We start from the raw sequence: 279 nt of genomic DNA on the forward strand, positions 1-279 counted from the left end.
AGTCCGCATATCCGAAATTCTGCCTGAGGTCGTCCCGGACCTTGTCCACTGACTGCCGGTCCGCATACGATCCGACGACGACTTTGACCAAGGGGCGGTTGTTAGCCGGGACGAGGTACGCCATGTACGAGGATTTGGCTTCCAGGTCGCGCTTTACAATCTCGGCACGCTGACGCGTCTTAAATGCGGCCACCTGAACGCCGAAGCGCGTCCGTACGATTGGCGTGGCCTGGAGCTGCACAGGTTTGGCAATTGGCTGCACGGTCGCAGCAGCGGCGT

At 60.6% G+C, this 279-nt stretch carries 1 protein-coding gene; it reads right to left on the reverse strand.

Translation table 11 applies throughout. The features are described 5' to 3' along the window. Positions 1-279 (reverse strand): SPOR domain-containing protein (locus PZC42_RS21000; protein ID WP_277214047.1); only part of this gene is annotated, 279 nt, incomplete at both ends.

Origin of the sequence: Isoptericola croceus, assembly GCF_029382255.1 — a bacterium.
GTDB lineage: Bacteria > Actinomycetota > Actinomycetes > Actinomycetales > Cellulomonadaceae > Isoptericola > Isoptericola croceus.